24 protein-coding genes are annotated in these 24,640 nt (G+C 74.7%); 9 read left to right on the top strand and 15 right to left on the bottom strand.

What is annotated here, in order from left to right; all coding sequences use genetic code 11:
- Window positions 1–5: 5 nt before the first annotated feature.
- The 5 genes from EDD33_RS18815 to EDD33_RS18795 form a co-directional block, all read right to left on the bottom strand.
- Window positions 6–731 (bottom strand): hypothetical protein, encoded by a 726-nt coding sequence (locus EDD33_RS18815; RefSeq protein ID WP_123392615.1) that lies wholly within the window; start codon window positions 729–731, stop codon window positions 6–8.
- Window positions 728–1,351 carry an RNA polymerase sigma factor SigM gene (gene sigM / locus EDD33_RS18810; RefSeq protein ID WP_123392613.1) on the bottom strand — a complete coding sequence of 208 codons (624 nt, stop codon included), beginning with the start codon at window positions 1,349–1,351 and terminating at the stop codon, window positions 728–730. The genes EDD33_RS18815 and sigM overlap by 4 nt, the downstream gene beginning before the upstream one ends.
- Window positions 1,352–1,370: 19 nt before the next feature.
- Window positions 1,371–3,308, bottom strand: a complete 1,938-nt coding sequence (locus EDD33_RS18805) for a protein kinase family protein (RefSeq protein WP_123392611.1) — start codon at window positions 3,306–3,308, stop codon at window positions 1,371–1,373.
- 101 nt (window positions 3,309–3,409) lie between these two features.
- The gene (murJ, locus tag EDD33_RS18800; RefSeq protein WP_246003608.1) at window positions 3,410–5,152 is read right to left on the bottom strand and encodes a murein biosynthesis integral membrane protein MurJ; all 1,743 of its coding nucleotides are present in this window, start codon (window positions 5,150–5,152) and stop codon (window positions 3,410–3,412) included.
- Window positions 5,149–7,284, bottom strand: a complete 2,136-nt coding sequence (locus tag EDD33_RS18795; protein ID WP_148077144.1) for a DUF6049 family protein — start codon at window positions 7,282–7,284, stop codon at window positions 5,149–5,151. The genes murJ and EDD33_RS18795 overlap by 4 nt, the downstream gene beginning before the upstream one ends.
- Before the next feature lie 51 nt (window positions 7,285–7,335).
- Between EDD33_RS18795 and EDD33_RS18790 the strand changes: the two genes are divergently transcribed.
- Complete coding sequence (locus EDD33_RS18790) at window positions 7,336–8,775, top strand: CCA tRNA nucleotidyltransferase (RefSeq protein ID WP_425463857.1); 1,440 nt, start codon at window positions 7,336–7,338, stop codon at window positions 8,773–8,775.
- Here EDD33_RS18790 and EDD33_RS18785 read toward each other — a convergent pair.
- Window positions 8,772–9,512, bottom strand: a complete 741-nt coding sequence (locus EDD33_RS18785; RefSeq protein WP_123392606.1) for a GAF and ANTAR domain-containing protein — start codon at window positions 9,510–9,512, stop codon at window positions 8,772–8,774. The genes EDD33_RS18790 and EDD33_RS18785 overlap by 4 nt on opposite strands.
- Window positions 9,513–9,682: 170 nt before the next feature.
- On the opposite strand from EDD33_RS18785, the gene EDD33_RS18780 reads away from it, so the two are divergent.
- Window positions 9,683–10,150 (top strand): SRPBCC family protein, encoded by a 468-nt coding sequence (locus tag EDD33_RS18780; protein ID WP_246003607.1) that lies wholly within the window; start codon window positions 9,683–9,685, stop codon window positions 10,148–10,150.
- On the opposite strand, the gene EDD33_RS20615 is transcribed toward EDD33_RS18780, so the two are convergent.
- The 4 genes from EDD33_RS20615 to EDD33_RS18760 form a co-directional block, all read right to left on the bottom strand.
- Complete coding sequence (locus tag EDD33_RS20615; RefSeq protein ID WP_123392604.1) at window positions 10,128–10,529, bottom strand: GntR family transcriptional regulator; 402 nt, start codon at window positions 10,527–10,529, stop codon at window positions 10,128–10,130. The genes EDD33_RS18780 and EDD33_RS20615 overlap by 23 nt on opposite strands.
- Window positions 10,526–11,443, bottom strand: coding sequence for a hypothetical protein (locus EDD33_RS18770; protein WP_123392603.1), 918 nt, complete (start codon window positions 11,441–11,443; stop codon window positions 10,526–10,528). Before EDD33_RS18770 ends, EDD33_RS20615 begins: the two co-directional genes overlap by 4 nt.
- A 136-nt stretch (window positions 11,444–11,579) precedes the next feature.
- Window positions 11,580–12,671, bottom strand: coding sequence for an inositol-3-phosphate synthase (locus tag EDD33_RS18765; RefSeq protein WP_123392601.1), 1,092 nt, complete (start codon window positions 12,669–12,671; stop codon window positions 11,580–11,582).
- A 29-nt stretch (window positions 12,672–12,700) separates the two neighbouring features.
- Window positions 12,701–13,288, bottom strand: a complete 588-nt coding sequence (locus tag EDD33_RS18760; protein ID WP_123393696.1) for a PadR family transcriptional regulator — start codon at window positions 13,286–13,288, stop codon at window positions 12,701–12,703.
- 279 nt (window positions 13,289–13,567) lie between these two features.
- Between EDD33_RS18760 and EDD33_RS18755 the strand changes: the two genes are divergently transcribed.
- Window positions 13,568–15,685, top strand: coding sequence for a transglycosylase domain-containing protein (locus tag EDD33_RS18755; protein ID WP_170169881.1), 2,118 nt, complete (start codon window positions 13,568–13,570; stop codon window positions 15,683–15,685).
- Window positions 15,686–15,731: 46 nt separating this feature from the next.
- Window positions 15,732–17,156: a glycosyltransferase family 87 protein gene (locus EDD33_RS18750; RefSeq protein WP_246003606.1), complete on the top strand. Its 1,425-nt coding sequence runs from the start codon at window positions 15,732–15,734 to the stop codon at window positions 17,154–17,156.
- Here the strand turns inward: EDD33_RS18750 and EDD33_RS18745 are convergent.
- Genes EDD33_RS18745 through EDD33_RS18730 form a run of 4 tightly spaced genes read right to left on the bottom strand, consistent with a single transcriptional unit; the run spans window position 17,117 to window position 21,142 of the window.
- The gene (locus tag EDD33_RS18745; RefSeq protein WP_123392598.1) at window positions 17,117–18,238 is read right to left on the bottom strand and encodes an alanine racemase; all 1,122 of its coding nucleotides are present in this window, start codon (window positions 18,236–18,238) and stop codon (window positions 17,117–17,119) included. The two genes, EDD33_RS18750 and EDD33_RS18745, sit on opposite strands and share 40 nt — an antisense overlap.
- Window positions 18,238–19,443 (bottom strand): lipid II:glycine glycyltransferase FemX, encoded by a 1,206-nt coding sequence (locus tag EDD33_RS18740; RefSeq protein WP_123392596.1) that lies wholly within the window; start codon window positions 19,441–19,443, stop codon window positions 18,238–18,240. The genes EDD33_RS18745 and EDD33_RS18740 overlap by 1 nt, the downstream gene beginning before the upstream one ends.
- A gap of 26 nt (window positions 19,444–19,469) precedes the next feature.
- On the bottom strand, window positions 19,470–20,339 hold the full coding sequence (locus EDD33_RS18735) for an alpha/beta hydrolase (RefSeq protein ID WP_123392595.1): 870 nt from the start codon (window positions 20,337–20,339) through the stop codon (window positions 19,470–19,472).
- Window positions 20,336–21,142 (bottom strand): deoxyribonuclease IV, encoded by an 807-nt coding sequence (locus tag EDD33_RS18730; RefSeq protein WP_123392593.1) that lies wholly within the window; start codon window positions 21,140–21,142, stop codon window positions 20,336–20,338. The genes EDD33_RS18735 and EDD33_RS18730 overlap by 4 nt, the downstream gene beginning before the upstream one ends.
- Before the next feature lie 184 nt (window positions 21,143–21,326).
- Here EDD33_RS18730 and rpsF point away from each other — a divergent pair, with 184 nt between their 5' ends.
- The 4 genes from rpsF to rplI all read left to right on the top strand — a co-directional run bounded on the left by rpsF (window position 21,327) and on the right by rplI (window position 23,112).
- Window positions 21,327–21,617: a 30S ribosomal protein S6 gene (gene rpsF / locus EDD33_RS18725; RefSeq protein ID WP_056540095.1), complete on the top strand. Its 291-nt coding sequence runs from the start codon at window positions 21,327–21,329 to the stop codon at window positions 21,615–21,617.
- Window positions 21,618–21,667: 50 nt separating this feature from the next.
- Entirely contained in the window at window positions 21,668–22,315 is a 648-nt protein-coding gene (locus tag EDD33_RS18720; RefSeq protein WP_123392591.1) for a single-stranded DNA-binding protein, read from the top strand.
- A gap of 100 nt (window positions 22,316–22,415) precedes the next feature.
- The gene (rpsR, locus tag EDD33_RS18715) at window positions 22,416–22,652 is read left to right on the top strand and encodes a 30S ribosomal protein S18 (protein ID WP_056540105.1); all 237 of its coding nucleotides are present in this window, start codon (window positions 22,416–22,418) and stop codon (window positions 22,650–22,652) included.
- Window positions 22,653–22,668: 16 nt separating this feature from the next.
- Window positions 22,669–23,112: a 50S ribosomal protein L9 gene (gene rplI / locus EDD33_RS18710; RefSeq protein ID WP_123392589.1), complete on the top strand. Its 444-nt coding sequence runs from the start codon at window positions 22,669–22,671 to the stop codon at window positions 23,110–23,112.
- Between the two features lie 49 nt (window positions 23,113–23,161).
- Here rplI and EDD33_RS18705 read toward each other — a convergent pair whose 3' ends face one another.
- Complete coding sequence (locus EDD33_RS18705; RefSeq protein ID WP_148077143.1) at window positions 23,162–23,797, bottom strand: hypothetical protein; 636 nt, start codon at window positions 23,795–23,797, stop codon at window positions 23,162–23,164.
- A 148-nt stretch (window positions 23,798–23,945) separates the two neighbouring features.
- Between EDD33_RS18705 and EDD33_RS18700 the strand changes: the two genes are divergently transcribed.
- On the top strand, window positions 23,946–24,635 hold the full coding sequence (locus EDD33_RS18700; RefSeq protein ID WP_123392586.1) for an SDR family NAD(P)-dependent oxidoreductase: 690 nt from the start codon (window positions 23,946–23,948) through the stop codon (window positions 24,633–24,635).
- Window positions 24,636–24,640 lie beyond the last annotated feature (5 nt).

Genomic DNA, 24,640 nt, shown 5'->3' with positions numbered 1-24,640 from the left:
CCCGGTCAGGAGGGGGGCGTGGCGAGCCGGGTGCGGGCCAGCACCCGCGAGCCGTCGCAGGTCCACGCCTCCACGACCTGTCGACCGTCCCGGGCGGGGCGTCCGACCAGCACCGCCGGCTCGCCCTCGAAGGTGACCGGACGCAGGGTGCCGCGACCGGGCGGGGGCGTGCACCCGGCGAGCAGGCCCGAGCGGGCGGCGCTGCCCGACTCCGGGCCGGCGGCCGGACGCTGCAGCGCGGCGGCCGCCCGGGCCGCGAATCGGGTGCGGGTGAGGTCGGGCACCGCGGTCGCCTCCTCCTGGCTCGTCCCGCCCGCGTCGGCGCTCGACCCGGCGCTGCTGCTCGTCCCCGCGTCCTGGCCGCGGACCAGCGTCGTCGCGGTGACGCCGCCTGCCCCGAGCACCACGACCACGGCCGCGGCGACGAGCAGGTCGCGGCGTCGGCGTCGGGCGGGAGTGCGGGCGGGGGTGCGGGCGGGGGTGTGGGCAGGGGTGGAGGTCCGGGTGGCGGCGCCGAGCCCGGCCAGGGTCGCGTCCAGACGGGCGGCGACGTCGTCGGGCACCGGGCCGGGCGGGTGGGAGCCGCCGCTGCCGAGGTCGGCGAGGAGGGCCCGGACACGGTCCTGCTCGGCCGGGTCGAACCGGTCCTCGGTCTGCTCGGGGGTCTGCTCAGGGGTCTGCTCGGGGTCCTGGTCGGGGTTCTGGTCGTCGGGGTCGTCGGAGCCGGTCATCGGGGGTCACCTCCTCGGTGGTGGGACGCGGGCGGGGGCGGGACGGTTCCGGGTGGCCGGTCCTCGCCCAGGAGGGCGGCGAGCCTCGCCCGGCCCCGGGCGCACCGGCTCTTCACGGTGCCGACCGGCACCCCGAGGACCTCGGCCACCTCGGCCAGCGGTCGGGCCTCCATGTCGACCAGCACCAGGCAGGCGCGCTGCTCGGGCGGCAGCGTGGCCAGCGCCGCGAGCACCCGGTCGTGGGTCTCGCGGGCCAGGACGGCCTCCTCCGGGCCGGGCGCCGGGTCGGCACGGGCGGCTCCGGGAGGCGGGTGCTCACCGAGGTCGTCGGGCAGCGGGTCGGCCGCGCGGACCCGGGAGCGGCGGATCCGGTCGAGGCAGGCGTTGACCACGATCCGGTGCAGCCAGGTGGTGACGGCGGCCTCGCCGCGGTAGGTCGCGGCCTTGCGGTGGGCGGCCACCAGCGCGTCCTGGAGGGCGTCGGCGGCTTCCTCGCGGTGGCCCGTGGTGCGCAGCGCGACCGCCCACAACCGGTCGCGGTGCCGGGTGACGAGCTCGGCGAAGGCGGTCGGGTCGCCGTCGACGTGGGCCCGGAGCAGCGTCCGGTCGTCGCGGGTCATCCCTCGACCCCGACCCGGCTCACGACCGGACGGCGATCTCCGCGATCGCGCCCTGGTAGCCGCCGTCGGCGGGCGGCAGCTCGGTCAGCCACACCAGCAGGTAGCGGGTGCTGGGACGGGGGTCGAGCTCCACCGCGGCCCGGGCGGGGGCGGCGTCGCGGGTGGCGACCCTGTCCATCTCGGAGACGGCGGTCGGGAACGCGGTGACGCCGCGGGGGGCGGCGTACACCTCGAAGGAGGTGGGGCTGCTGGCGAAGCGGACGGTGACCGAGCCGACCTCGCGGTCCTCGCCGAGGTCGAGCATCAGCCCGACGCCGGCCTTGAGGCCGCCGAGGTCGGGGCGGTTGCGGTAGGTGACGGTCGTCCAGGCGGTGGCGGGGTCCCCGTCGATCGCGGCGGGGGCCTCTTCGGGGTTCTCGTCGGACGGGTCGCCCTCGGGGTCGAAGTCCTCGACCGAGGCGACCTCGAGGCGCTGGCTGGGGGTCTGCGAGGCCTGCGTCGGGTCGTCGTCGCCCCCGGTGATGCCGCTGAGCACGCTGCCGTCCTGGCGGCCCAGGGTGAAGGCGACGGCCATCGCGACCAGCGTCACCAGCACCACCCCGACGACCACGGCGGTGCGCAGCCAGCCGCGGCCCTCGTGGCCGTTGCCCTGGGCCGGCGCCGGGTCGCTGTCGGTGAACAGCCAGCTCTCGGGCCCCGACCCCGAGCCGCCCCCGTGGGTGGCGGTCTGGTGGGAGCCGGTGTGGGAGGCCGCTCGGTGGGAGCCGGTGGGGGTGTCCCACCGCTCGGTCGGCTCGTGGTGGGCGGCGGCGCCTGCCGGGACGCGGCGCTCGGTGGTGGAGAACAGCGGCCGCTCGGGGGAGTCCTCGAAGGGCGGCGGGGGCGGCACCACGTCGGGGGCCTGCATCGGGCGCAGCGAGTCGGGGCTCTCCAGCGGCTCGCGGTGCAGGGCGGTGTGCTCCATGGCCGGTCCGGGACGGCCGTGCGGGACGGCCTCGGAGAGCTGGGTGGCCTCAGGGTCCTCGGGGGGTTCCTGGCGTGGGTCGGGCACCGCCCGGGTCGGCTCGTCGCCCGTGTCGTCGCGGCCGTTGTCGGTCGGGTCGTCGGTCGGGGCCGGGACGGCGACGGTCGGCTCGGCGTGCATCGCGGCCAGGGCCACGGGCTCGACGGCCCCGACGCCGCCGGTGAAGTCGGCCAGCGCCGCGGCGACCTCGTGGGCGGTGGTGAGGTGGACGTGGTGGGAGCCCTCGGGCTGCAGCACCTGGTCGCAGATGGCGTCGAGGACCCGGGGGACCCCGGCACGCACCTGGCGGGGACGCAGCGGACGGTGGGACTCCCCCGGCGGGGCGGGCACCGTGGACGGAGCGACGCCCGGCCAGCGGCCGGTCAGCGAGGCGAAGAGCAGCGCACCGAGGTTGACGACGTCGGCGCGGCGCTCGTCGAGGGCGCCGTAGAGCGGGTCGCCGGTCACGGGCGGGTGGAGGCTGGCGTCCACGACGTAGCCGATCAGCTTCACGCCGCCGGCGTGGGTGACCAGGACGGCCTCGGGGTTGAGGCGACCGTGGGCGACGCCCTGGCGGTGGCCCGCGGCGACGGCCTCGGCGACCTCGCGGGTCAGCCAGGCGGCCCGCTCGGGCGCGAGCACGCCGCGCTGGAGCATCAGGTCGAGCGAGAGGCCCTCGCCCCACTCGTTGACCACCCAGGCGAGCTCGCCGTCGTCGTCGGCGTCGAGCACGCGCAGCAGGTGGGAGTCGTTGACGGTGGCCGAGAGCCGGGCGGCCTCCATGAGGGAGCGGGCGCGGGGGTCGTCGCTCGGGACGGCGTGGATCGCCACCGAGCGGGCCAGGACGGTGTCGGTGGCTCGCCAGAAGTGCGCCCCGGCGTGCTCGGTGAGCAGGTCCTCGAAGCGGTAGCGGCCCGCGAGGAGGGTGCCGGCGCCGTGGCTTCCGGTGGTCACGACACTCCTCTCGGCGACGGGCGCGGGCCGGGTGCGGCCGGGCGCGCCGAGCCCATCGTAGGACCCCGGGCGAGACCCGGGGCGGGTTGAGCGGGACCGGCTCAGGCCCGCGTCCCCGGTCGGAGACGGCGCAGCACGAGCGCCATGACGTCGTTCACCTCCCCGATCCGCAGCAGCCGGGCGAGCCCGAGGTAGCAGCCGAGGTACGCCGTGCCGACGACCGCCAGCGGTAGCAGGGCCAGCAGCGGGCCGCCCCGGGGCAGCAGCGCGTCGAGCCCCTCGCGGACGCCCAGCGCCAGCAGCGCGGCGAGCCCGACGGCCAGCGCCAGCCGGACCAGGAAGCGCAGCACCTGGCGACCGGCGAGGTCACCCACGGTGCGTGCGAGGACGGTGTAGGACACCACGACACCGGCGGCGTAGGCGCAGGCGTAGGCGATCACCAGGCGGGGTGCGGTCTCGCCGGGGGGAGCGCCGGGCACCAGCAGCAGCGCCGCCACGATGTTGACGCCGGCCACGACGCACTGGATCCAGAACACCCGCCGGGTCTGCTCGAGGGCGTAGAAGCCGCGCAGCGCGAGGTAGTGGGCGGTGAAGAGCACCAGCCCGATCCCGAACAGCGCCAGCGTCGGGGCGAAGCTGGCGTAGTCGCGGCTCGCGGCGCCGTACCCCCAGATCACCTGGGCGAGGTCGAGCGCCATCACGGCGTACAGCACCGCGACGGGGACCACGAGGGCCAGCGCCGAGCGCAGCGTGCGGGAGACCTGGCGCCCGATGGCGGCGACGTCGCCGTCGCTCGCGTGCTGGGAGAGCAGCGGCAGCACCGCGGTGGCCAGCGAGACGGTGATGATCGAGTGGGGCACCATCGTGAGCACGAAGGAGTTGGAGTAGATCGTGTAGCCGGTGCCCTCGCCCGACGCGCCGGGGCCGGACTCCACGGTGCCGCTGCTCGCCAGCCGCACCACGACGGTGTAGGCGACCTGGTTGACGATGACGAACAGCACCGTCCACAGGCCCAGCCGCAGGGTGTGGCCCAGGCCGGCGCCGCGGAAGTCGAAGCGGGGCCGGAACCGGAAGCCCGCCGAGCGCAGGTAGGGCACCAGCACCAGCAGCTGGACCACGATGCCGACCGTCGACCCGACGCCGAGCAGCAGCTCCTGACCGGGCGTGAAGCCGCCCTGGAGCTCGGGACCGCGCGCACCGCCGTGCAGCACGAGGTAGACGACCAGCACGCCGACCGCGATCACGTTGTTGGCGATGGGCGCCCACATCATCGGGCCGAACCGGCCGCGGGCGTTGAGCACCTGCCCGACGAGCACGAACATGCCGTAGAAGAAGACCTGCGGCAGGCAGTAGCGGGCGAAGGCCACCACGGAGTCCAGCTGCGCCTGGCGGTCGGGGTCGTAGAAGCGGTCGTCGAGGAAGAGCCGCATCAGCAGCGGGGCGGCGACCACGAGCAGCACGGTGACCACGCCGAGGAACAGCGCGGCCAGCGTCATGATCCGGTTGGTGTAGGCGTCGCCGCCGTCGGGGTCGTCCTTCATCGCCCGCACCAGCTGGGGCACCAGCACGGCGTTGACCACGCCGCCGGCCAGCAGGATGTAGAGCATGTTCGGCACCGTGTTGGCGATGTTGAACACGTCGGCGTGCAGGCCGACGCCCAGGGCGGCGGCCAGCAGGATGCCGCGCACCAGCCCGCTCATCCGCGAGACCACCGTGCCGGCGGCCATCACGGCGCTGGAGGAGAGGATCGCCGCTGCGGTGTGCCGCGGGGCGGTGCGCCCCTCCGGTCGGTCCTCGGGCGGGCCCCCGGGGGGATCCGTGGACGGGTCGGTGGGGGTGCTCACGGCACGTCCTTCGCGGGGTCGGTGGGTCGCTCGCGCCGGTGGCGGCTGCGCAGCCGGAGCACGACGCGGCGGGCGATCATCACGGCGAGCAGCACGCCGCCGGCGGCGATGACCACCCAGATGACGCGGCCCACCTCGCTGGTGCGCAGGCTGAAGGTGAAGGGCTCCCCGACGGCCGCGCCGTCGCTGGTGACCGGCTGCATCGTCACCTCGTGGACGCCGTCGGAGCTGCGCACGGGCAGCCGGGCCGTGGAGCGCTGGCCGGGGCCGAGCTGGACGGCCTCGCCGGTGTCGATCTCGACCTCGGCGTCGGTCTCCACGCGCAGGCCGACGGTCACCGGCTGCTCGAGGTCGTTGACGACGGTGACGGTGACGTCGCCCGAGCCGCTGGACAGCGAGACCAGGTCGTTGCCGGTCACCCGGACCCGCGCCAGCTCGCCCCGGGCGGCGGCGGCGAGGGCGTCGGTGCGCTCGACGTTGAGGCGTGGCAGTCGGCGGGCGCTGTAGGACACGGCCTGGAGCGAGGCCCCGAGCAGGTCGTCGGACACGTCGTCCTCGCCGGTCAGCAGGTCGCTCAGCGTGCGGCCGGCCGCGGCCAGCTCGACGGCGGCGCGCAGGTTGTCGGTGCCGATCTCGGCGGCCCGCTGCGAGCGCGGGTACGGCAGCTGCCCGTCGTACGCCGTGCCGCCGGAGGGCAGCGCGGCGAACCGCACCCAGCCGGTGTCGAGCCCGTCGAAGAGGTCGGCCTCGCGCCAGGCCGCGCCCGGGTCCCAGCGCTGCGGCAGCGTGACCACGATCGGGCGCACCTCGTCGCCGGCCACGACCTGCGTGGCCGCCTCGGCGAGGACCCGCTGCCGCAGGGCCAGGGGGTCGGTGCCGGAGACCGGGGCGGGTCCGCCGGCGGAGGTGCGGGCGTCGGCGAGGGTCAGGCGGCGGCCGTCGAGGGTCGAGGCGGGCGAGAGCGCGAGCTCGCCCTGGTCGCTGAGCAGCAGGTCCTCGTCCTCGGGCAGGGCCTCGACCAGCTCGGGGTCGAAGAACCCGCCCGGCGGGGCGACGACGGCGCGGCCCACCAGGTCGCGGGCGGCCGTGCGCCGCTCGGACAGCGTGGCCGCCCGGGCGAGCAGCGGCGGACGGCGACGGGCCAGGGCGGCGGCGTCCGGGTCGGCGTACGGGAGGGTGAGGAGGTCGCGGGAGTCCAGCTCGTCGCGGAGGCGCTGCACCAGCGCGCGGGCGCGCTCGGCTGCGGCCCCGTCGGGCACGCCGGCGGCGTCGCTGCCGCCGGACGGGGCGGGCGACTCCTCCGGGTCGTCCTCCTCGGACCCCTCGTCGCTCCCCTCGGAGCGGGTCTCGAGGGAGACCGGCGGGTTGCCCCGGCCGAGGTCGCTGAGGGCGTCGAGCACCGCCGGGTCGGCGAGCCAGGTCAGCGGCCGGTCGCCGGCCGTGGCGGCGAGGTCGGCGAGACGCGTCAGCCGGCCCTCCTCGGCGCTGAGGTCGACCCACTGCTGCGGGTCGTCGAGGCTGCCGTCGGCCGCGCGCCGGGCGGCCTGACGCAGCGGCAGCACGAGCGAGACGGGGACCGAGGCGCTGCGGGCCTGGCGCGGGGTGAGCAGCGGGACGAACGTGCGGGCCCGGCCGTCGGCGACGGCGTCGCGGCCCGCGGCGTCGGTGCCGAGCGCGTGGACGCCGATCCAGTAGGCCCCGGGGTCGCCGGAGATCGGGAGCTCGCCGACCGGGACGCGCACGGCGAAGTCGGCCGACTCCCCGGGACCGAGGTCGCCGACCGCGTCGAAGACGTCCAGCCGCTCGCCCACGGTCGTCTGCTCCGGGGTCTGCGCGGCGAGCGCCAGGTCCTCGCGGGTGGTCAGCGGGGTGGTGGAGGAGAACGGCGTGACGTTGACGTCGTCCCAGTCCTCCTCGGAGTCGTTGCTGACGCTGCCCTCCAGGGTGATGCTGCCCCGGCGGGGCAGCACCGCCGGGGACATCGAGTCCAGCCGCACCGTGAGCGGCGTGGCCGCGGGCTCCTCGACCGCGACGGCCGGGTCGGTCGCGCCCCCGAGCGCGACGCCGACGAGCGGGGCCACCAGGAGTGCCACCACCGCCAGCACGCGGGTCGTCGGGCTGGCGGTTCGCACCCGGGGGATGCTACCGATCGGCCCGGCCCGCGCCCCCTAGACTCGTCCCTCGTGTCCGAGGAGCCTCTGCTGATCAGCGACGTCCAGGCGCGCACGGTGCGCGAGCTGCGCCGCCTGGCGCCGGTGACCGACGAGCTCGGCCGCCGCTTCGCCGCCGCCGGCCACGAGATCGCCCTGGTCGGGGGACCGGTCCGCGACGCCATGCTCGGCCGGCTGCAGCAGGACCTCGACTTCACCACCTCGGCGACGCCGGCGCAGACCGAGCGGCTGGTCAAGGGCTGGGCCGACGCCGTCTGGGACATCGGCCGCGCCTTCGGCACCATCGGCTGCCGCAAGGGCGAGTGGCAGGTCGAGATCACCACCTACCGCTCCGAGGCGTACGACGCGGAGAGCCGCAAGCCGGCCGTGCAGTACGGCGACTCGCTGGTCGCCGACCTCGAGCGACGCGACTTCACCGTCAACGCGATGGCGCTCTCGCTGCCGGGCGAGCAGCTCGAGGACCCCTTCGGTGGCGTGGTCGACCTCGCCGAGAAGCGGCTGCGCACCCCGGGCACGCCCGAGTCCTCCTTCTCCGACGACCCGCTGCGGATGATGCGCGCCGCGCGGTTCTCGGCCCAGCTGGGCTTCACCGTGGACCCGGCCGTGGTGGCGGCGATGACCGACATGGCCGAGCGGATCACCATCGTCTCCGCGGAGCGGGTCCGCGACGAGCTGGTCAAGCTGCTGCTCTCGCCCGACCCGGTGCGCGGGCTGCGGCTGCTCGTGGAGACCGGGCTGGCCGAGCACGTGCTGCCCGAGCTGCCCGCCCTGGCGCTGGAGCGCGACGAGCACCACCGCCACAAGGACGTCTACGAGCACACCCTGACCGTGCTGGAGCAGGCCGTCGGCCTCGAGGACCGGCTGGGGGGCGCCCCCGACCTGGTCTCGCGGCTGGCGGCGCTGATGCACGACGTCGGCAAGCCGCGCACCCGCCGCTTCCTCGACGACGGCAGCGTCACCTTCCACCACCACGACGTCGTCGGGGCCAAGCTGACCCGCAAGCGGCTCCAGGCGCTGCGGTTCTCCCGCGACCAGGTCGACGCGGTGGCGCAGCTGGTCGAGCAGCACCTGCGCTTCCACGGCTACGGCTCGGGGGAGTGGACCGACTCCGCCGTACGCCGCTACGTCCGCGACGCCGGCGACCAGCTGGAGCGGCTCCACGTGCTGACCCGCGCCGACTGCACCACGCGCAACCGGCGCAAGGCCGAGCGGCTGCGACGCACCTACGACGACCTCGAGACCCGGATCGCCCGGCTCGCCGAGGAGGAGGAGCTGGCCTCCATCCGGCCCGACCTCGACGGCAACCAGATCATGGAGGTGCTCGGCGTCGGACCCGGCCGCGAGGTCGGCGAGGCCTACCGCCACCTGCTGGAGCTGCGGCTCGACCACGGTCCGATGAGCGAGGCCGAGGCGGTGGCCGCGCTGCGCGCGTGGGCGGGGACGCGCGGCTAGTCAGGCCCGGTGTCAGGCCCGGTGTCAGGCCCGGTGTCGGGGCCGGCGGCCAGACCGGGCGTGTCGCCGGTGCGCACCAGCTCCTCGCAGATGTCGCGCAGCTTGCGGTTGTGGGTGCTGGAGAGCCGTTGCAGCAGCGCGAACGAGCGCTCCTGGTCCAGTCCGAACCGCTCCATCAGCACCCCCTGCGCCAGCCCGATGACGTGGCGTGTGGCGATCGCCGACTCCAGGCCCTCGCGTCGGTGCGCCGAGTGCAGGGCGTACGACGCGTGGACGGCGTACAACCGCGCGAGCTCGGCCACCGCGGGATCGGCGAACCCGGCCGGCGTGCCGGCGTAGAGGTTGAGCGAGCCCACCCGCTCGCCCCGGGCCTCCAGGCCGATGCTGAGCACCGACCGCACGCCGAGGTCGTCGGCGGCCGGCCCCCAGCGCGGCCAGCGCGGGTCGTCGGCGACCCGGTCGCTGGTGCGGCGGTCGGCCGCGGCGTACGCCTCGACGCAGGGTCCCTCCTCCAGGGCGTACTGCAGCTCGTCGGCCCGGACCGCGAGCGCCGAGGTGGCGCCGGCGGTGTCCCAGCCGACGTGGCGCCGGCGGACCGTGAGGCTGGCGTGGTCGGCGGGCGGCAGCAGCGCGACCGCGCGGTCGAGGACGTCGGCGACCGTGCCGTCCTCGGTGGGGTGCTCCTGCAGCTCGGCGGCGATCGCGGTGAGCAGGGCGGCATCGCGAGAAGGACCCATGCGAGACCTGTCTAGTCACGAGGGCGACGCGGCCGGGGCTGGACCGCGGCAGAGAACCTAGCAAGGCCACCGGTCGCCCCGCACGTGCGTTGCCTCACCATCGGGTAACTCGCGGTGACATCAGCCGTTACAGTCCGAGACCCGCCCGTGCCGACCCCAGGAGCCACCCCGTGCCGCTGACCGACGTCGCCCCCCTCGAGGCCTCGACCGAGATCGACGCCCCGCCCGCGCAGGTCTGGGCGCTGGTCTCCGACCTGCGCCACATGCCGCGGTGGAGCCCGCAGTGCGCCAAGACCTTCCTGCGCGGTGGCGAGATGAAGGTCGGCGCCAAGATGGTCAACGTCAACCGGCGCGGGCTGCTGGTGTGGCCGACCCAGGGCCAGGTCGTCGACCTCGTCCCGGAGAAGCGGGTCGCGTTCCGGATCAAGGAGAACTGGACCGTCTGGTCCTTCGACCTCGAGCCGACCGCGGCCGGCGGCACCCGCCTGACCCAGCGCCGCGACGCCCCCAAGGGCATCTCCGACCTCTCGGTGAAGCTGACCGACCGGGTGCTCGGCGGCGTCGACGACTTCACCGCCGAGCTCCAGCGCGGCATGGCGCAGACGCTGGCCAAGATCAAGGCCGACGCGGAGCGCTGAGCCCCAGCGCCGTGCGGACGGCGTCGAGCACGTCCTGGTCCCCGGCCCCGCCGGCGCGCGCCTGGGCCACGAAGCCGGCCGCGAGGCCGTCGAGACGCCGCAGCAGCTCGGTCGCGGGCAGCGGGCGGGCGCCGTGGCTGACCCGCGTGCCCCCGCCCCGGCGCGAGGTCAGCAGCCCCTCGGCCTCCAGCTCGCGGTAGGCCCGCGCCACCGTGCCCACGGCCAGGCCCAGGTCGCCCGCGAGCTGGCGCAGCGGCGGCAGCCGGTCGCCGGCGTGCAGCACGCCACCCCCGATGAGGTCGCGCACCTGCCGGCGCAGCTGCTCGTACGGCGGGGTGGGGTCGTCGGGGTCGACGACGAGCGCGACGGGGGCGGTCACCGGCGTACCTGCTCCGGCGGCGGCGGGAAGGCGGGCTGCGGCAGCCGGGCGCGGTCGCCGAGCAGCGAGACCAGGCACGCCAGCAGCAGCACGGCTGCCGGGACCACCGACCAGCCGACGACGAGGCCCACGGGGCCGGTCCAGGCCGGCGCGCAGCCCGCGTCGCCGCCGCCGAGGCCGTGCAGCGCGATCCCCGCGGTGAGCGCGATCCCGCAGTACGGCGCGGCCACCGCGATCCCGGTCGCGGCCACCACCACGGCCAGCGAGCGCGCCCGCAGCGCGTCGTCGGCGCCGGTGTCGCCGGCAGCACCCACGCCGCGCGGCCGGGCGACGACCTGGCGGGCGGCCAGGGCCGCGACGAGCAGCACCGCGAGCAGGGCCAGCGCGAGCGGCACGCTGTAGAACGAGCCGGGGTACGGCGTCCTGGTGCTCGACACGCCGGCACCGCTGCACGACAGCGCCCGCACGGTGCCGGTGGAGGCGTCGCGGCTGGCGGTGAGCGAGGTCAGCACCAGCAGCGCCACCAGCGCCACCACCTGGAGGGCGACGGCCGGTCCCAGCCGGCGCGGCACGTAGTCGCGCACCCGGCGCGGCCGCAGCGACGCGGTCCGCGGGCCGGGTGCGCGCCGCGGCCGCACCAGCGTCTCGCCGACGGCGACCCCGGCGAGCAGCCCGAGGCCGACCGCCGCCGGCGCCAGCACCGTTCCGGAGGAGTAGGAGCCCGCCTGCAGCACCAGCGCCGCGGCGGCGATCCCCAGCAGCAGCCCGACCGCCCGGGTCAGCGCCACCAGGCGCGACTCGCGCGAAGACGGGACCCGCCGGCCGGCGCCCGCGCCCAGCAACACCAGCGCGGTGACGACGACGCCGACCGGCAGCGCCGCCAGCAGCACCAGCTCCAGCATCCCGATGCCCACGGCGTACCCCCGATCTCCGGACCTTGTGCCAGGTCGCTGGTACAAACATCGGTTCCTCAGCCGTTTGTGTCAAGTGGTCGGCACAAACGACGAGGCCCCCACCCGGTGGGGTGGGGGCCTCGTGCGGGGCGTCGGTCTAGCGCTCGACCTCGCCGGCGATGAACGCCTCGACGGACTTGCGGCCCTCCTCGTCGGGGCGCTGCACCGGGGGGCTCTTCATCAGGTAGGACGACGCGGACAGCAGCGGGCCGCCGATGCCGCGGTCCTTGGCGATCTTGGCGGCGCGGATCGCGTCGATGATGATGCCGGCCGAGTTGGGGGAGTCCCAGACCTCGAGCTTGTACTCCAGGTTGAGCGGCACGTCGCCGAAGGCGCGACCCTCGAGGCGGACGTAGGCCCACTTGCGGTCGTCGAGCCAGGCGACGTAGTCCGACGGGCCGATGTGGACGTTGCGGCTGTCGATCTTGTCGGCCAGCTCACCGGTCAGGTTGGAGGTCACGGCCTGGGTCTTGGAGACCTTCTTGGACTCCAGGCGCTCGCGCTCGAGCATGTTCTTGAAGTCCATGTTGCCGCCGACGTTGAGCTGGTAGGTGCGGTCCAGCGCCACGCCGCGGTCCTCGAACAGCTTGGCCATCACGCGGTGGGTGATGGTCGCGCCGACCTGGCTCTTGATGTCGTCGCCGATGATCGGGACGCCGGCGTCCTCGAACTTCTTGGCCCACTCGGGGTCGGAGGCGATGAAGACGGGGAGCGCGTTGACGAAGGCCACGCCGGCGTCGATCGCGCACTGGGCGTAGAACTTGTCGGCCTCCTCCGAGCCCACGGGCAGGTAGGAGACGAGCACGTCCGCGCCGGACTCGCGCAGGGCGGCCACGACGTCGACGGCGTCGGCGCCGGACTCCTCGATGGTCTGGCGGTAGTACTTGCCGAGACCGTCCAGGGTCGGGCCGCGCTGGACCTCGATGCCGAGGGTCGGGACGTCGGCGATCTTGATGGTGTTGTTCTCGGAGGCGTTGATGGCCTCGGAGAGGTCCTTGCCCACCTTCTTGTCGTCGACGTCGAAGGCGGCGACGAACTCGACGTCGGCGACGTGGTACTCGCCGAACGCCACGTGCATCAGGCCGGGGACGACGCCCGACGGGTCGGCGTCCTTGTAGTACTCCACGCCCTGGACGAGGGAGCTGGCGCAGTTGCCGACTCCCGCGATGGCGACACGGACCGATCCCATGGGTTTCTCCTTCTTCTGCGGACGTCGACTCAGACGTCGAGGTCTGGTGTGCGGTGCTCTGGTTGAGGACTGCGCGGGGACTGCTGCTGCTGGTGCTCGGCGGTGATGAGGTCGGTGAGCCAGCGCAGCTCGCGCTCGACCGACTCGATGGAGTGCCGCTGCAGCTCGCTGACGTAGCGGTCGACCGGGCCGGTGGGCTGACGGTCGGAGCGGGCGCGGTCCAGCCGCTCCTGCAACCGGCTGCGGCGACCCTCGAGGATCCGCAGCCGCACCTCGGAGTCGGTGCGGGAGAAGAACGCGAACCTCATCGTGAAGTCCTCGTCCTCCCAGGCCGACGGGCCGACGTCGGTGATCATCCCGGCGAAGCGCGCCTCGCCCGCGGCGGTGATGCGGTAGACGATCCGCTGCCGGCGGGACACGCCGGCCGTGGTGGTGTCCTCGATCACGAGGCCGGCGCGCAGCATCCGCTTCAGCGCGGGGTACAGGGAGCCGTAGGACAGCACCCGGGTCCAGCCGAAGAGCAGGTTGAGCCGCTTGCGCAGCTCGTAGCCGTGCAGGGGCGACTCGTGCAGCAGCCCGAGGACGGCGAGCTCCAGTGCAGCGGCCTTGCTGCTCATCGTCCACCTCCTCGGGTGCGTCCGGTGCCGGACGTTCCCGGCGTTACATCGAGACAACCTATCGCACCGATATATCCACCGCGTGACCGCACCGCCGTCGACCGGGCCGGCGCGTCGGGTTCGAGGGCCACGGCACAGCGCGACCCCGTACTCTTCGTGACCGGAACCGGCCTCTCCCAGGCACGCCCACCCCAGGAGGTAGAGCACGCAGTGAGTGCGCAACGCACCCCCCGCCCGTCGTCGGACGGCTCCCGCCCGGTCAGGCGCCGCCTGCGGGCCGTGGCCAAGTGGACCCTCGTGGTCGGCCTCGTGCTGGCCCTGGTCGGGGGTGGCGTCTTCTACTTCACCTACCGCAACACCGAGATCCCCAGTGCCAACCGCGCCTTCGAGGCGCAGTCGACCTACGTCACCTACAGCGGCGGCAAGCAGCGCATCGGCACCTTCGCGGAGCAGAACCGCGAGTCCGTCCCACTGGCCGACATCCCGCAGTCGATGCAGGACGCCGTCATCGCCGCCGAGGACCGCACCTTCTACTCCAACAGCGGCATCGACCCCAAGGGCATCATCCGCGCCGCCTTCTCCAACGCGCGCGGCAACGCCACCCAGGGCGCCTCCACGATCACCCAGCAGTACGTCAAGCTGCTCTACCTCAGCCAGGAGCGCACCCTCAGCCGCAAGGTGAAGGAGGCCTTCCTCTCGCTCAAGGTGCAGCAGGAGCGCTCCAAGGAGGCCATCCTCGAGGGCTACCTGAACACCATCTACTTCGGTCGCGGGGCCTACGGCGTTCAGGCCGCCTCGCGCGCCTTCTTCGGCAAGAACGCCGGCCAGCTCACCGTCCAGGAGTCGGCCACGCTCGCCGCGGTCCTCAACTCGCCCGCCGGCCTCTCGCCCGACGGCAGCGACGAGACGCGGGCCCGGCTGGTCTCGCGCTACGACTACGTGCTCTCGGGCATGGTCGAGGCGGGCAACATCGACGCCGCAGAGGCCGACCGGATCGCCGGGAAGCTGCCGAGCTTCGTCAAGCGCGGCGGCAGCAACCAGTTCGGCGGCCAGCGCGGGTTCATGCTCTCCATGGTCAAGGACGAGCTGCAGCGCATCGGCTTCGACGAGACCGAGATCGACACCGGCGGACTGCGGGTCGAGACCACCTTCACCCGCTCGGGCATGGCCGCCAACGCCGAGGGCGTGACCGAGCGCCGCCCCGAGGGGCTCAAGGGCCTCCACGTCGCGAGCGCCTCGGTCGACGTGCAGACCGGCGCCCTGATCGGCTTCTTCGCCGGCCAGGACTACCTCCGGAGCCAGCTCGACTGGGCCACCATCGGCTCCTCGCCGGGCTCCTCCTTCAAGCCGTTCGCGCTGGCCGCGGGCCTCGACGCGGGCTACAGCCTGCGCGACACCTTCGACGGCAACTCGCCCTACGAGTTCGAGGACGGCAGCGGCTCGGTGGACAACCAGGGCGAGGGCACCGGCACCAACTTCGGCTCGGCGATCAGCCTGGTCACGGCCACGGAGAACTCCGTCAACACGGCGTACGCCGACCTCACCGACAGCATCCCGGACGGCCCGCGCAAGATCCGTCAGATGGCCGTGCGCCTCGGGGTGCCCGACGACGCGCCGGGCCTGGAGCCCAACAACGCGATCGCCCTCGGGTCGGCGACCGTCGGCCCGGTCTCGATGGCCAACGCCTACGCCACGATCGCCAACGGCGGCGTCGCCCACGACGTGTTCACGGTCAAGCGGGTCACCCGCGCCGAGGACGGCGAGGTGCTCTACAAGGCCCCGCGCGAGACCAAGCGGGTGCTCTCCGAGGACATCGCCAGCGACGTCAGCTACGCCATGCAGCAGGTGGTGGCCAGCGGCAGCGGCACCAACGCCCAGGGCGTGGGCCGTCCCGCCGCCGGCAAGACCGGCACCGCCACCAACGCCGACGGCGACGTGTCGTCGTCGTGGTTCGTGGGCTACACCCCGCAGGTCGCGACCGCGGTGATGTACGCCCGCGGCAAGGGCAACGAGGCGCTCAACGGCTTCCTGCCGACCTTCTACGGCGGCCAGTACCCCACCCTGACCTGGTCCTCGATCATGAGCCGGCTGATGGAGGGCGTCGACGTCGAGGACTTCCCCGAGCCGGCGTTCGTGGACGGCGACGCGCCGGAGGACGGCCACGCGCCGTACACCCCGCCGCCGTCGCCGACCTTCACCCCGGACCCGACGCCCCAGGAGACCCCGAGCGAGTCGCCCAGCGAGTCGCCCTCGGAGACGCCGACGCGGACGCCGCCGACCTCGGCGCCGCCCGAGCCCACCGACCCCGGTGAGCCGGTGGACCCGGGCCCCGACCTGGGGCAGCCGGGCAACGGCCGCGAGCCGGGCGGCGGCGACGCGAGCCCCGGTGGCGGCTAGCCGGCCCGAGCCCGCGCCGGGCCGGGGTCCAGCCGCGGTGGCGGGCGTGGTCGCCCCCACCCGCACGGATCCGGTCGCCCGGGGGCTCAGCGACGTCGCCGGCGGACCCGTCGGGCGGCACGCGCTGCCGCACCGCTGGTGGTCGCCGGTGCGGGTGCTGCTCGCGCTGACGGCCGTGGTGATGGGCCTCTCGGTGGTCCACCACGTGCCGTGCCTGGACACCGGCTGGGCCGTGGACCAGGCCCGCTACGGCAAGGGCTGCTACTCCGACGTCCCCTACCTCTACACCGGTCGTGGGCTGGCCGAGGCCTGGTGGCCGTACGCCGCCGACGGCGGCCGGCACCAGGCGATGGAGTACCCCGTGGGCATCGCCTACGTGGCCTACGCCGTCGCTCGGGTGACCCAGGTCGTCGCGCAGGACGGGCCCTCGATCGTCGAGCGCCGCTCGGCCTCGCCCGACGGGGTGTGGGGCCTGCCGGGGATGGCGCAGGAGACCAACAGCTACTTCCTGCTGACCGCGCTCCTGCTCGCCGCCTGTGCGCTCGTGACGACCTGGCTGCTCTCCCGGGCGCACGCCCGCCGGCCCTGGGACGCGCTGCTGTTCGTGCTCTCGCCCAGCCTGCTGCTGACCGGGCTGGTCAACTGGGACCTGCTGGCCGTGGTGCTGGTGGCGGGCGCGCTGTGGGCCTGGTCGCGCGGCGACCCGGTGCTGACCGGCATCCTGATCGGGCTGGGGACCGCGACCAAGCTCTACCCGCTGTTCCTGCTCGGGCCGGTGCTGGTGATCTGCTTCCGGCGGCGCGAGCTGGGGGCGTTCGCGCGGGCCGCGGTCGCGGCGGCGGCCGCGTGGGGGCTGGCCAACGCCCCGGCGTACCTCGGGGACGCGGAGCGGTGGAGGGTGTTCTGGTCCTTCAACGCCGACCGCGGGGCCGACCTGGGCTCGGTCTGGCTGGCGCTCTCCCACGCCGGCGTCACCGCGACGGTCGAGCAGGTCAACCTGTGGTCCTGGGTGTTCTTCGGCGCGGTCTGCGTCGGGGTGGCGGTGCTCGGGCTCCGGGCGCCGGAGACCCCGCGGCTGGCGCAGCTGGGGTTCCTCGTGGTCGCGGGGTTCCTGGTCGTCAACAAGGTCTACTCGCCGCAGTACGTGCTCTGGCTGCTGCCGCTGGCCGTGCTCGCCCGGCCCCGCTGGCGCGACCAGCTGGTCTGGCAGGCGGGCGAGGTCCTCTACTTCGTGATGGTGTGGGCCTACCTCGGCGGTTACCTCAAGGACGCCGCCGACACCGACTCACCGCTGTACGACGTGGCGATCTGGCTGCGGCTGGCGGCCCAGCTCTACCTCGTCGCCGTCGTGGTGCGCGACGTGCTCCGGCCCGACCACGACCCGGTGCGCACCGACCCGGTGCACGTGCCGGGCGGAGCGACGCGCAGCCGTCAGGAGATCTCGACGGCGTCGAACGACGTCGCGGTGTAGCGGACCCGCACCTCGATCTCCTCGCCCACCGCCGGCACCGGGGCGCCGTGCGGGATGAAGAGCATCGAGACCTGCATGTGCGGGGGCTCGGCGAAGAGCCGCTGCTTCCCGCCGACGCTGTAGGGCGAGCGGACGAAGCCCGCGGCGTCCAGGCCGCCCCGTGCCAGCGAGGCGGCGCGCGCCTTGAGCGTGGCCTCGCCGGTCGGGGCCTCCAGGCCGATGCCGTGGGAGGTGCCGCCGGAGACCACCAGCAGGGTGCCGCGCCGGGGCGCCGAGCGGCCGCGGTAGCCGTAGGTGTCTCCGCGCTCGACCGGGTGGGCGTCGAGCACCTCCGCGGTGACCTGCAGCGCGCCGCGGTCGCCGAGCCACAGGCCGGTGCCGACCCGCGGGCGCAGCACCAGGTCGGGGAACTTCAGCGCCAGCACCTCGAGCTCGGCCTCGGTCAGGTGGGAGACCCAGACCTGGCGCGCGGGACCGCCGCCGGACGCGAGGTCGGCCACGGCCGGCTCGGCCAGCAGCCGCTCGACCTCGGTGCCGTGGGAGGACCGGCTCGACCGGGTCGACAGCGTCGCCCGCGCCGAGGGCAGCGGCAGGTGCAGCGCGACGCCCTCGACGCGCAGCCCGCCGCGGCGGGAGCGGCGTACGGCCTCGGCCAGGTCGTCACCGGAGAACCCGTGGCGCAGCATCGAGGTGAGCCGCTCGAGCACGACCCGGACCGGACGGCCCGTGGCGCGGCCCTGGTCGGCCAGGGCGTCGAGGTCCTCCAGCCGACCCACGGTGTGGACCACCCGGTCGGGGTCGACGCCCAGCGCCGCGGGGTCCTGGTGCTCGCCGTGGCCCGGTCGCCAGGGCTGCAGCACGAGCAGGGAGCCGTCGAAGCGCTGGTGGAGCTCGGCGAGCTCGGGGTAGGTGCCGGCCGCGACCGTGTCGACGCCCAGCCACTGCGCCCGGCGGGCCAGGCGGTGCAGGCCGAGGCCGTAGCCGTTGCCCTTGGTCACCGGCACCAGGCCGGGGTGGTGGGCCACGGTGTCGCGCAGGTGGGCGCGCCACCGGTCGCCGTCGACGTGCAGGGTGAGCGACATCAGCCCCTCCGTCGCATGTAGAGGTCGAAGGCGGCGTACAGCGGCTTGCTGAGCGGGAGGTCCCACTCGCCGACGTGCTCGACGGCCTCGCCGCCGGTGCCGACCTTGAACTGGATCAGCCCGACGTGGTCGTCGTCGGAACGCAGCGTGTCGGTGATGCCCCGCAGGTCGTAGACCCGGGCCCCCGCGGCCAGCGCGTCGCGGACCATCTGCCACTGCACGGCGTTGGAGCCGCGCACCTCGCGCTTGTCGGTGGAGGAGGCGCCGTAGGAGTACCACGCGTGGCTGCCGACCCGGATCCAGATCGTCGCCGCCACGAGGTCGCCCTCGTGGTGGGCGAGGTAGAGGCGGATCCGGTCGGGGTCCTCGGCGCCGAGCGCCGCGACCATGGTGCGGAAGTAGGACAGCGGGCGCGGCGTGAAGTGGTCGCGCTCGGCGGTGTGGAGGTAGAGCGCGTGGAACGCGGCCAGGGCCTCGTCGAGCTCGGAGGAGGTGGTGGCCGCACCGGCCACCGAGGTGACCTCGACCCCGAGCTTGGCGGCCTTCTTGATGTTGCGGCGCCACAGCTGGTTCATCCGCCGCAGCACCTCCTCCTCGGGCAGCGGCACGCCCGCCTCGTCGGCGAGGGGGACCTGGAAGTTGTACTGCGGCTGGCCGGCGGCGAACCCGCCCTCGGCGCCCTGGCGGCGCCAGCCGAGCTCCTCGAGCTGTCGTGCCAGCGCGAGCCCGGAGGCGTGCTCGGCGCTCGGGGTGAGGTCGGTCAGCGAGGTGACCGCGTCGTCGGCGATGCCCTCCTTGACCGCGGCGGCGCTCCACCGGCGGGTCACCACGGGGGGACCGATGCGGACGCCGAACGCCCCGGCCGCCCGCACGTGGGCGGTCAGCGGGGCCAGCCAGCGCTCCAGCCCGCCGGGCTCGGCGACCTCCTCCCACGGCAGCACCGGGCCCTCGGGCAGGTAGGCGAGGTAGCGGCGGACCTTGGGCAGCTGGCGGTAGAGCACCAGCGCGACGCCCACCACCCGGCCCTCGGGGTCCTGCCAGGCCACCGACTCGGCCTTCCAGTCGGGCTTGACCCGGGCCCAGGCCGGGGTCTGCAGGAAGCTCGCGGAGCCGCCGCGTCCGGCCAGGTCGGCCACGTAGGCGCGGTGCTCCTCGGCGCCGGTCGTGCGCACGGTGAGGGCCGGGGCGGAGCGGGAGGAGGACACCCCGGGAGCCTAGCCAAGGCTCCGGGTCAGCCCGCGGCCCGCCGGAGCAGCCGCTCGACGGTGGCCGTCGAGCGGGCGTCGGGGTCGATGACCGTGAAGTGGTCGCCCGGCACGAGCACCAGCTCGGCCGTGCCGCCGGCCTCGCGTGCCGCCGCGACGTAGGACGTGGCCTGCTCGCGCGGGACCACCTGGTCGTCCTCGGCCTGCACCGCCCACACCGGGCACGGGGCGGGGACCAGCGCGGTCGGGTCCGCCGCGGCGTACGCCCGCGCCGCGGAGCGGGGCGTGCCGCCGGTGAAGGCCCGCACCGGGCCCGAGGAGCCCGAGCGGCCCGAGGCCAGGTCGAGGTCGAGCACGCCGGACAGCGACACCGCCCCGGCGAGCCGGCCCCGCGGGGCGCCGCCGGGGGTGCGGGCCGACCGCGAGGCGGCCCAGACGGCCAGGTGGCCGCCGGCGGAGTGGCCGAGCGTGACCACGGGGCCGGGGAGCCGCTCGGTGGTGACGAGGTCGAGGGCGGCCGCGACGTCCTCGAGGGTGGCGGGGACGCCGCCGCCGGCGCCGGTGCGGCGGTACTCCACGTTGGCGGTGACCCAGCCGAGCGAGGTCAGCCGCTTGGCGAGCGGGTCGAGCTGGTCCAGGCCGTACTGCGGGAGCCAGTAGCCACCGTGGAGCAGCACGACCGTGCCCAGGACCTGGCCTCCGTCGGGGCGACGCACGTCGACGACCTGGGAGTCGTCGTCGCCGTAGGTCAGCCGCTCGACGTCGGTGGGGGCGGGCGAGGGCTCGGCCGTGCGCGCGGTGCCGCCGCACGCCGAGACGAGGCCCCCCAGGGCCAGGCCGCCCAGGCCGCCCAGGACGGCCCGGCGGGACGGGCGGGGCGAGGGTGGCCGGTTCACACCCCGTGCTCGCGCAGCCACGCGATGTCGGCGCGGTGCTCCTCCGCGCCGCCCGGGGTCTCGCACACGACCGGTGCCCCGGCCTGCCGCACGACGTCGGCGAGCTCGTCGGGGGGCAGCTGCCCGGCGCCGAAGCCGGCGTGCCGGTCGGCACCCGAGTCGAAGCCGTCCCGGCTGTCGTTGGCGTGGACCAGGTCGAGCCGCCCCGTGATGGCGAGCACCTTCTCCACCGCGGTGCCCAGCTCGACGCCGCCGGCCCAGGCGTGGCAGGTGTCGAGGCAGAAGCCGACCTGCTCGGCTCCCTCGGCCCGGCTCACCGCGTCCCAGACGCCCGCGATGCGGTCGAGGTGACGGGCCATGGCGTTCTCCCCGCCCGCGGTGTTCTCGATCAGCAGCGGGATCTGCAGGTCGGTGGCCTCGATCGCCTTGCGCCAGTTGTCGAAGCCGGTGGCCGGGTCGTCGGTCTTGTTCACGTGGCCGCCGTGGACGATCAGCCCCTTGGCCCCGATCTCGGCCGCGGCGCTGAGGTGCTGCTGGAGCAGCTTGCGGCTGGGGATCCGGATCCGGTTGTTGGTCGTGGCCACGTTGACGACGTAGGGCGCGTGGACGTAGAGGTCCACCCCGGCGTCCTCGGCGGCGGCGCGGAGGGCCGCGGCGCCTCCGGCGTAGCGCAGCTCGGGGCCCTTGTAGGACTGCGGGTCACCGAGGAAGAACTGCACGACCGTCGTCCCGCGGGCCGCGGCCTCCGCGACCGGGTCGGTCTGGTCGACGTGGGCGCCGATGGCGATCTGGCTGGTGCTCATGCTGCGCAGCCTACGAGCGGCCGGGGACAGCGGCCGACGGCCTGTGGACGACGATTTCCGCCAGGACGCGGACCCGCGTTAACCTTGCGCGTCGTCCTCCCCCGATGGGAGTGCCGACATCGCACAGCCCTCCTGTCACGGAAATGCCGTGGCCGCCCTTAGTCCGAAGGAGGTGGAGAACGCTATGCGTACCTACGAACTCATGGTCATCCTCGATCCCAACCTCGAGGAGCGCACCGTCGCCCCGTCGCTCGACACGTACCTCAACGTCGTCCGCAACGACGGTGGATCCGTGGACAACGTCGACGTCTGGGGACGTCGTCGTCTCGCCTACGAGATCGACAAGAACGCCGAAGGCATCTACGCCGTGGTGTCGCTGCAGGCCGAGCCTGCGACCGTCAAGGAGCTCGACCGCCAGCTCACGCTGAACGAGTCGGTGCTGCGCACCAAGGTCCTGCGTCCCGACGCGCGCTGACCCAGCACCACCCGCACCACCCACCTGATCCGGACACCCTGGGAGACCACATGGCAGGCGAGACAGTCATCACCGTCGTCGGCAACCTCGTCGACGACCCCGAGCTGCGATTCACCCCCTCGGGTGCCGCGGTCGCCAACTTCCGGATCGCCTCGACGCCGCGCACCTTCGACCGGCAGACCAACGAGTGGAAGGACGGCGACGCGCTGTTCCTCTCCTGCTCGGTCTGGCGGCAGGCGGCGGAGAACGTCGCGGAGTCCCTGACCAAGGGGATGCGCGTCGTCATCCAGGGCCGGCTCAAGCAGCGGTCCTACGAGGACCGTGAGGGCCAGAAGCGCACGGTCGTCGAGCTCGAGGTCGAGGAGGTCGGCCCCAGCCTGAAGTACGCCACGGCCAAGATCGCGCGCGTCCAGCGCAGCGGTGGCGGCGGTGGCTACGGCGGGGGCGGCCAGGGCGGCCAGGGCGGCGACGACCCGTGGGCGTCCAACCCCGGTCAGGGCGGCCAGGCGGCTCCGGCCGGCGGCCAGTCCGGCGGCCAGGGCGGTCAGGGCGGCTACGGCGGCGGTCAGCCGCGGGGCGGCTCCGGCGGCTCCGGCGGCCAGGGCGGCGGCTCCTGGGGCGGTCAGCAGGGTGGCTCCGGTGGGGGCCAGCCGCAGAACGACCCCTGGGCCTCGTCCGGCGACGAGCCCCCCTTCTGATCCACCCGCACCACCCGATCCACCGATCCACCCCGTCCATCACCCCCATTCCGGTCGCAGTCACCACGCTGGACCGGGCTCTTGAGAGGAGAGCTCCACAATGGCCAAGGCAGTGATGCGCAAGCCCAAGAAGAAGGTTTGCCAGTTCTGCAAGGAGAAGGTGTCCTACGTCGACTACAAGGACACCACCCTGCTTCGCAAGTTCATCTCCGACCGCGGCAAGATCCGCGCGCGTCGGGTCACCGGCAACTGCGTGCAGCACCAGCGCGACGTCGCCACGGCCGTCAAGAACGCCCGCGAGGTCGCTCTGCTGCCCTACACGTCCACCGCGCGCTGAGGAAGGAGACCCGGAGATGAAGCTCATCCTGACCCAGGAGGTCACCGGTCTCGGTGCTGCAGGCGACGTGGTCGAGGTCAAGGACGGCTACGGCCGCAACTACCTCATCCCCCGTGGCTTCGGCATCCGCTGGACCCGTGGCGGCGAGAAGACCATCGAGTCGATCAAGAAGGCGCGCGAGGCCCGCTCGGTCCGCGACGTCGACCACGCCAAGCAGGTCAAGGCCACGCTCGAGGGCTCGACCTTCAACGTGGCCGTCCGGGCCGGCGACGGCGGTCGGCTCTTCGGTGCCGTCACCGCCGCCGACATCGCCTCGGCGATCACCGAGGCCGGCGGCGAGGTCGACAAGCGCACGATCGTGGTCACCAACCCGATCAAGTCGCTCGGCGCCCACACCGTCACGGTGAAGGTGCACGACGACGTCGAGGCGCAGGTCAACCTCAACGTCGTCCCCGCGTGACCCAGCCAGACCCGGCATGACCCGGCCCGAGATCGCCTGATCCAGGCGCTCAGCCGGCCCGACGGCCGTCCCCCTCCTCGCGAGGGCGGGCGGCCGTCGTGCGTCCGGCCCCGTCCGGCCCGTCTGGCGCCCCCGCCCGGTCCTGTCCGCCGAGCCACGGCCGGCGGTGGACCGCGAACAGGGACCAGACGAGCGCGACGTCGACCAGCAGCGCCAGCAGGGCGGTGACCGGGGCCAGGCCCGCCACGCCGCCGCCCAGGACCACCACGGGCAGCAGCGCCACGACGGCGAGGCCGGCGACCAGCAGCCCGAAGCGGCGCGCGACCCGGGTCTCCCCGTGCTCGTCGGCCGCGCGGCGTACCTCCCGCGCGAGCAGCAGGCAGAACGCGAGCTGCGGCAGCGAGGCCGCCCACTCGCCCGACGCGTCGAGCAGGTGCCGCAGCTGCGGCAGCCACAGCGGCACGCTCACCAGGGCGGCGAGCACCGCCGTGGTGCGGGCGGTCGCGAACCCTGCCTGCACCCGGGCCAGGGGCACGGCGCCCCAGAGCACCAGCGCCCAGCCGACGGGGTCGGCCAGGAGGTCGTAGCGGGCCCACGAGGGTGAGGGGTCCGGCGGCCAGGTGGCGCTGGCGAAGACCACCAGCAGACCCACCGCGACCCGCTGCAACGGCGGCGGCGGCGTCATGGGCGACAGCGTCTCACCCGTCGCCCACCCCGTCGCCCACCCCGTGCCTCACCGGGTGCCCGCCGGGTGCCTCACCGGGTGCCTCACCGGGTGCCCGCCACCATGGGAGCGGGCAGGCCGCCGGTGTCGGCCCGGGGAGGTGGCTCTGGTGGACCTGCAGGACGCACGGGTGCTGGTGGCGGGCGCGTCGGGGGCACTGGGAGGCCAGCTGGCCGACCTGCTGCACGAGCGGGGCGCCCGGGTGGTCGCGGCGGGTCGCGACGCCGACCGGACCGCGGCGGTCGCCTCGCGGGTCGGGACCGAGCCGCTGCTCTTCGACGCCGTCGACACCGACTCCTGCCGCGCCACGGTCACCGCGGCGGCCGAGCAGCTCGGCGGCCTCGACGCGCTGGTGGTCTGCGTGGGCGTCGCGGGGTTCGGTCCCGCGGTCGACGCCGACGACGCGGTGGTCGAGGAGCTGTTCGCGGTCGACGTGCTCGGCCCGATGGCGCTGGTGCGGGCCGCCTCGGCGGCGATGGGCGAGCGCGGCACGGTCGTGGTCCTCTCGGCGATCCTGGCCGACCTGCCGACGGCCCGGATGGCGGAGTACTCCGCGGCCAAGAGCGCGCTGGCGACCTGGCTGGAGGTGCTCCGACGCGAGGAGCGACGCCGGCTCACCGTGGTCGACGTGCGCCCGCCGCACCTCGACACCGGCCTCGACGGCCGGGCGCTCGCCGGGGAGCCGCCGCGCCTGCCGGCGCCGTTCCCCTCGGCCGACGTCGTCACCGCCGTCGTGGAGGCCATGGCGGCCGACAAGCGCGAGGTGGTGTTCGTCGACGGCGCCCTGGTGGTGCGCTGAGCGTC

It is taken from the genome of Nocardioides aurantiacus, from assembly GCF_003752505.1.
Lineage (GTDB): Bacteria > Actinomycetota > Actinomycetes > Propionibacteriales > Nocardioidaceae > Marmoricola > Marmoricola aurantiacus.
The sequence above is the reverse complement of the archived record's forward strand: the minus strand, read 5'-3'. Positions and strand labels throughout refer to the sequence as shown.